Source organism: Bradyrhizobium sp. (assembly GCF_035273305.1).
Taxonomy (GTDB): domain Bacteria; phylum Pseudomonadota; class Alphaproteobacteria; order Rhizobiales; family Xanthobacteraceae; genus Bradyrhizobium.
Genome location: NZ_DATEPI010000119.1, coordinates 1 through 4,955, shown reverse-complemented (window position 1 = coordinate 4,955; position 4,955 = coordinate 1). Strand labels below are relative to the sequence as shown.

Below are 4,955 nucleotides of genomic sequence, written 5' to 3'. Positions count from 1 at the left end.
GCTCCTCCGCGCTCAGCGCAACTGGTAATTCGGTTCGTCTGACTACGATCTGACAAGAGCCCCGGCAGGCAACTGCCGGGGCTCTTCCTTTGTGAGCTGATGCCCGCGCGTGACGTCGCTCAGGCCGCTAACGTGCCAACCAGGAGCTCGATTCGGTCCGATCGAGCCGAGATGGCTGAGCGCAGCAGCGCGGCCCGCTCACGCGCCACGTCGGCAACCAATTTTCAACCATCATGGGCTATTCTGGCGGCCGATGAAAACTGGGCTTGAACATCCGGGAAAGACATCGGCGAGAGCCCGCAAGCGGCGCGCGGCCCTCCTGGAAGTCTGGCTCGAGCTTTTGCAGCAAATCGAGGGACCCAAGCGCCGGCGCGCGACCGAATACCGCCGCCGCCGAGACAACCCCATCCGCCGCGCACCCGATAGGAATTCGCAGCTCCGGGCCTTTGGTGCACGCCACTGAACGGCTAAGCCGGCACCCGCGCTGGAACGGCTCAGGCTCGCCCTGCACAATCCAGATTTGATCGACGCTTACCTCGGCACTGCAGTCTATTCGATCACCGAACCACGGTGGAGATCGGCTTCGATCTGCAGCCGCGATCCGCCGCCGAAGCGGGCGCGGTAGACCTGCAAGTTCTCCATGATCCGCTGCACATAGTTGCGGGTCTCAGAGAACGGGATGAGCTCGACCCAGTCGACCGCGTCGATCTTGGGGTCGCGCGGATCGCCGTACCGCTCGATCCATTTTTTGACACTGCCGCGCCCGGCATTGTACGCGGCAAATGTCATGATGTAGGAGCCACGATAGTCCTCGATCAGGCCACCGAGTTCGGCGGCGCCGAGTGCCGCGTTGTAGACCGGATCGCTCTTCATCCGCACGAGGTCGAAGTTGGCCCCGTATTTCTTGCACACGTACCGACCGGCATCCGGCGTTACCTGCATCAGCCCGTAGGCTTGAGCCGGTGACACCACTGAAGGATTGAAAGCGCTTTCCTGGCGCGCGATAGCATAGACGATGCTCGGCTCTACTTCTGGACCGATCGACCTGAACGGCGGGATCCCCGTTACGGGATACGCGTAAAAATCGAACGGCAGTCCGCGATTAAGCGCGGCCTTGCCGAGCAGCAGCATGCTGCGGGCATCGCCGTGGCGCGAGGCTACTTCGCCTAGGCCGACCAACGCGTCGGGGTCGCCGTTCTCGCCCATGTCCGCGAAAATAGGGACGGCGAGTTCGCGCTCGTCCAGATCGTACAGCAACTGCGCCGCCCGGACGATCTCCAGCCTTTCGATGCCGCGGACGCGCCCGCCAGGAGCTCCGTTCAGTTCGATCTGAGGCAGCCCGAGTTTGGCCCTCGCCAGTTGCCCATAATAGCTCGTCGATTGGGTCGCCGCCGCCGAATAGGCCGTGCGCGCCTCCTGGATGCGGCCCGCCGCTTCAGCCGCGCGGCCTTGCCAGTAACCGGCGCGCGCGAGCGTGGTCGGGTTGACGCTGCCGATGCCGATGCGCGCAAAATGATGCGCGGCAGTCGCCGGGTCGCCGAGAAAACGCAGTGCGATCCAACCGGCGGTGAATTCCTGTTCCGTCTTGTAGATGTCGCGCGTCGGCAGCGCAGCATCGCGGGCGATCAGGTAGGCGGTACGATTCTCGCCGATGTCGATCATCTTGCGCGCCAGCAAGCGTCGCTCGATCCACCACTCATCGACGTTATAGAGGCGCGCGGCTTCCTTTGGCGCGCTGAGCATCAGTTGGGCTGCCTCCGCGAACTTCTCTTCGCGGCGAAGCACCTGGATTTTGCTGAAGAGATAGCCGGCCTCGCCATGGAGTTCGCGCGGAACGGCCTCCAGGAGCGCTCTGCTGTTGGCGGCCTTTCGATATACCGCGATGCGTGCCTTCGCGAGCGCAACCTGAGCGGCGCCCAGCCGTTTCGCAGCGCGCAGCGCAGCCTCGTGCTCGCTGCCGTAAAGCAGCAAGTCCATCCGGGCTTTTTGGTCGCCCGGCGTGACAAGCGCGCCAAACAGGGCGAGCGCGTTATTTTCCGTGTCCTCGGACATGGAGTCGTTGCGCCAGGCGTCGCGCACCAGCCGCTCCGCATTGAGCCGGTCGCCGCGCGCGAGCATGACTCGCGCCAGCGCGAACTTGCCTTTTGCTGATAGCGGGGATTCGTTCTGGAACCAGCTCCACACCGTGGCATCGTCTCTGCGATCATCCCACAACGCCGCTTCGATGCGCCGGCGCAAAAAAGTTTGCGACGGCCAGCTCGGATTGGCCGATACGAAGGCGCGATAGCGCTCGAACGGCGCGCCATTATCATCGCTGCGCAAGATGATCCATTCGGCAAGCTTGCGCGCGACCGGATCGCCGATGGCGGCTTCGGCCTGGGTCGCGCCAGCGGCGTTGTGCTTGCGCACCAGTTCGATGACGTTTGCGACCGCTTCGGCATCGGCCTGCGAGGTCGAGGAGGTCGCGGCGACCGCGGCCTGCGGCGATACCTTGCGAATGGGCGGCAAGGCCGCATGCTGGCGGGGTGCGGGGGTTAACAGGGCAGGCCGGGCAGGGACGCTCGCCGCGGGCGCTTCAAATTTGACCGGAGTCGCTGCCCGCATCACCACGGTGCCCGCCGCGGTAGTCGTTTTGGAAGGAGGTGCGGCCGACGCATGCGGCGCGGTGCTGCGCCCGCTTGGCCGCGGCTTGGGCAATGGAACGGCTTGTTTGGCCCAGGCGTCTGCCGAGAATGCCAAAAACGCTGCGCCCAGCGCCAAGCCGGTCGCGAATGCCGTCGATCGAAAGGCGGCTGAGCGGCTGGCTGAGATCACGGCGTTCCCTGGTGAGAAATCATTATGGACTGAGCAGCAGGTCTATTTGATTGAATATGCGGACAAAATACTAAAAAATTGGGTGATGGGCTGTCTGCGCCAGCACCGCGGCAAAATCACGGCCGGCCCGGCCGAGGCCTCAAGTTCAGTGCCGCGGCCCTTTCGCCTGATCGTCAGACCCGATATGAATCAGGTCGCAAAAGAGTGAAGCCGCGAGAACGCGCGTTCGGAGAAATTCCATGGCAGCCAAGACGAATTTCCGGGGGTCATTCACCGCCTTGGTAACGCCATTCAAAAACGGGTCGCTCGATGAAGCCGCTTTCCGGGCGTTGGTAAATTGGCAAATCGCCGAGGGCACCCATGGACTGGTGCCGGTCGGCACGACAGGCGAAAGCCCCACCGTGAGCCACGACGAGCATAAGCGCGTGGTCGAATGGTGCATCGACGAGGCAAAGGGGCGTGTTCCCGTGATCGCCGGCGCTGGCTCAAATTCCACAAAGGAAGCGATCGAGCTTGCGCAGCATGCCGAGCAGGCCGGCGCCAACGCCGTGCTCGTGGTGACGCCCTATTACAACAAGCCTACCCAGGAGGGCATGTACCAGCATTTCAAGGCGATCAACGACGCCATCGGCATCCCAATCCTCATCTACAATATTCCGCCGCGCTCGGTGATCGACATGAGTGTGGACACCATGGCCCGGTTGTTCGAACTGAAGAACATCGCCGGCGTGAAGGATGCGACCGCCAGCATGGTTCGGGTTTCGCAGCAGCGCGCCAAAATGGGCGAGGACTTCAACCAGCTGTCCGGCGAGGACGCGACGATCCTTGGTTACATGGCGCATGGCGGTCACGGTTGCATCTCCGTTACTTCCAACGTGGCGCCGCGACTGTGCTCGGAATTTCAGCTCGCCTGGCAGAAAGGTGATTTCAAGACCGCGCTAGCGCTCCACGACAAACTGATGCCGTTGCACATGAACCTGTTCATCGAATCCAATCCCGCGCCGGTGAAATACGCGTTATCGCTGCTCGGCAAGATGGATGAGAAGCTGCGGCTGCCGATGGTGCCGGTAACAGAGCCTACTCGTGCGGCCGTGCGCAGCGCCATGGTGCATGCGGGCCTGATCAATTAAGTCTTTCTCGGATCGATCAGCCGTTTGGTAAGCGACATCAAACACAGGAGCTCGCGAATGCTCAAGGAATTCCGCGAATTCGCGATGAAGGGCAACGTCGTCGATCTCGCCGTCGGCGTTATCATCGGCGCTGCGTTCGGTAGCATCGTCACCTCGCTGGTCGGCGACATCATTATGCCGATTATCGGCGCGATCACCGGCGGTCTCGACTTCTCGAATTATTTCACGCCGCTGTCGAAAGCTGTCACGGCCGGCAACCTCGCCGATGCAAAAAAGCAGGGTGCTGTGTTGGCCTGGGGTAATTTCCTCACGCTCACCTTGAACTTCATCATTATCGCATTCGTGCTGTTTCTGGTCATTCGACTCATAAACCAGCTCAAGCGGAAGGATGAGACGGCGCCCGCGCCGCCAAAACTTACCCGACAGGAAGAGTTGCTGGTCGAGATCCGCGATCTGCTCAAAAAGTCTTGACGTGCATGCCCAATACCTCGGTGCTATGGCTGGCGTCTTCCTGAGACATTGCTGACCATGGCCGAAAAAAACGAGCGCGCGATCAAGGTGGTCGCGGAGAACCGCAAGGCCCGGTTCAACTATGCAATCGAGGATACGGTCGAGGCCGGAATCGCGCTGACCGGCACCGAGGTGAAGTCGATCCGTAACGGCAAGACCACCATCGCGGAATCCTATGCGGATTCCAAGGACGGCGAGATCTGGCTGATCAACGCCAACATTCCGGAATATCTGCAGGCCAATCGTTTCAATCATGAACCGAAGCGGCCGCGCAAGCTGTTGCTGCACAAGAAGCAGATCAACAAGTTGATGGGCGCGGTCGAGCGCGAGGGCATGACGTTGATACCGTTGAAGCTGTACTTCAACGAGCGCGGCCGCGCCAAGCTATTGCTGGCTGTGGCAAAGGGTAAGAAGCTGCACGACAAACGCGAAAGCGAAAAGAAGCGCGACTGGAGCAGGGAAAAAGGCCGCCTGCTGCGGGCGCGCGGATAATCAACCAGC

General features: G+C 61.7%; 4 protein-coding genes. 3 read left to right on the top strand and 1 reads right to left on the bottom strand.

The genetic code is table 11. The annotated features are described in order from the left end of the window. Positions 1 to 549: 549 nt before the first annotated feature. Positions 550 to 2,814, bottom strand: coding sequence for a lytic transglycosylase domain-containing protein (locus VJV58_RS08105; RefSeq protein WP_414641448.1), 2,265 nt, complete (start codon positions 2,812 to 2,814; stop codon positions 550 to 552). Between the two features lie 239 nt (positions 2,815 to 3,053). On the opposite strand from VJV58_RS08105, the gene dapA reads away from it, so the two are divergent. The 3 genes from dapA to smpB are packed head-to-tail and all read left to right on the top strand — an operon-like array spanning position 3,054 to position 4,946. Beyond that, on the top strand, positions 3,054 to 3,944 hold the full coding sequence (dapA, locus tag VJV58_RS08095) for a 4-hydroxy-tetrahydrodipicolinate synthase (protein WP_324136823.1): 891 nt from the start codon (positions 3,054 to 3,056) through the stop codon (positions 3,942 to 3,944). Between the two features lie 57 nt (positions 3,945 to 4,001). Next, positions 4,002 to 4,415, top strand: coding sequence for a large conductance mechanosensitive channel protein MscL (gene mscL, locus VJV58_RS08090; RefSeq protein ID WP_324136822.1), 414 nt, complete (start codon positions 4,002 to 4,004; stop codon positions 4,413 to 4,415). A gap of 57 nt (positions 4,416 to 4,472) precedes the next feature. Then, the gene (gene smpB / locus VJV58_RS08085; protein ID WP_324136821.1) at positions 4,473 to 4,946 is read left to right on the top strand and encodes an SsrA-binding protein SmpB; all 474 of its coding nucleotides are present in this window, start codon (positions 4,473 to 4,475) and stop codon (positions 4,944 to 4,946) included. The last annotated feature ends 9 nt before the right edge of the window (positions 4,947 to 4,955 follow it).

What these genes read in the sequence shown, in the direction of transcription:
- mscL (WP_324136822.1), top strand. Translation starts at nt 4,002, where the DNA reads ATGCTCAAGGAATTCCGCGAATTCGCGATGAAGGGCAACGTCGTCGAT.
- dapA (WP_324136823.1), top strand. Translation starts at nt 3,054, where the DNA reads ATGGCAGCCAAGACGAATTTCCGGGGGTCATTCACCGCCTTGGTAACG.
- smpB (WP_324136821.1), top strand. Translation starts at nt 4,473, where the DNA reads ATGGCCGAAAAAAACGAGCGCGCGATCAAGGTGGTCGCGGAGAACCGC.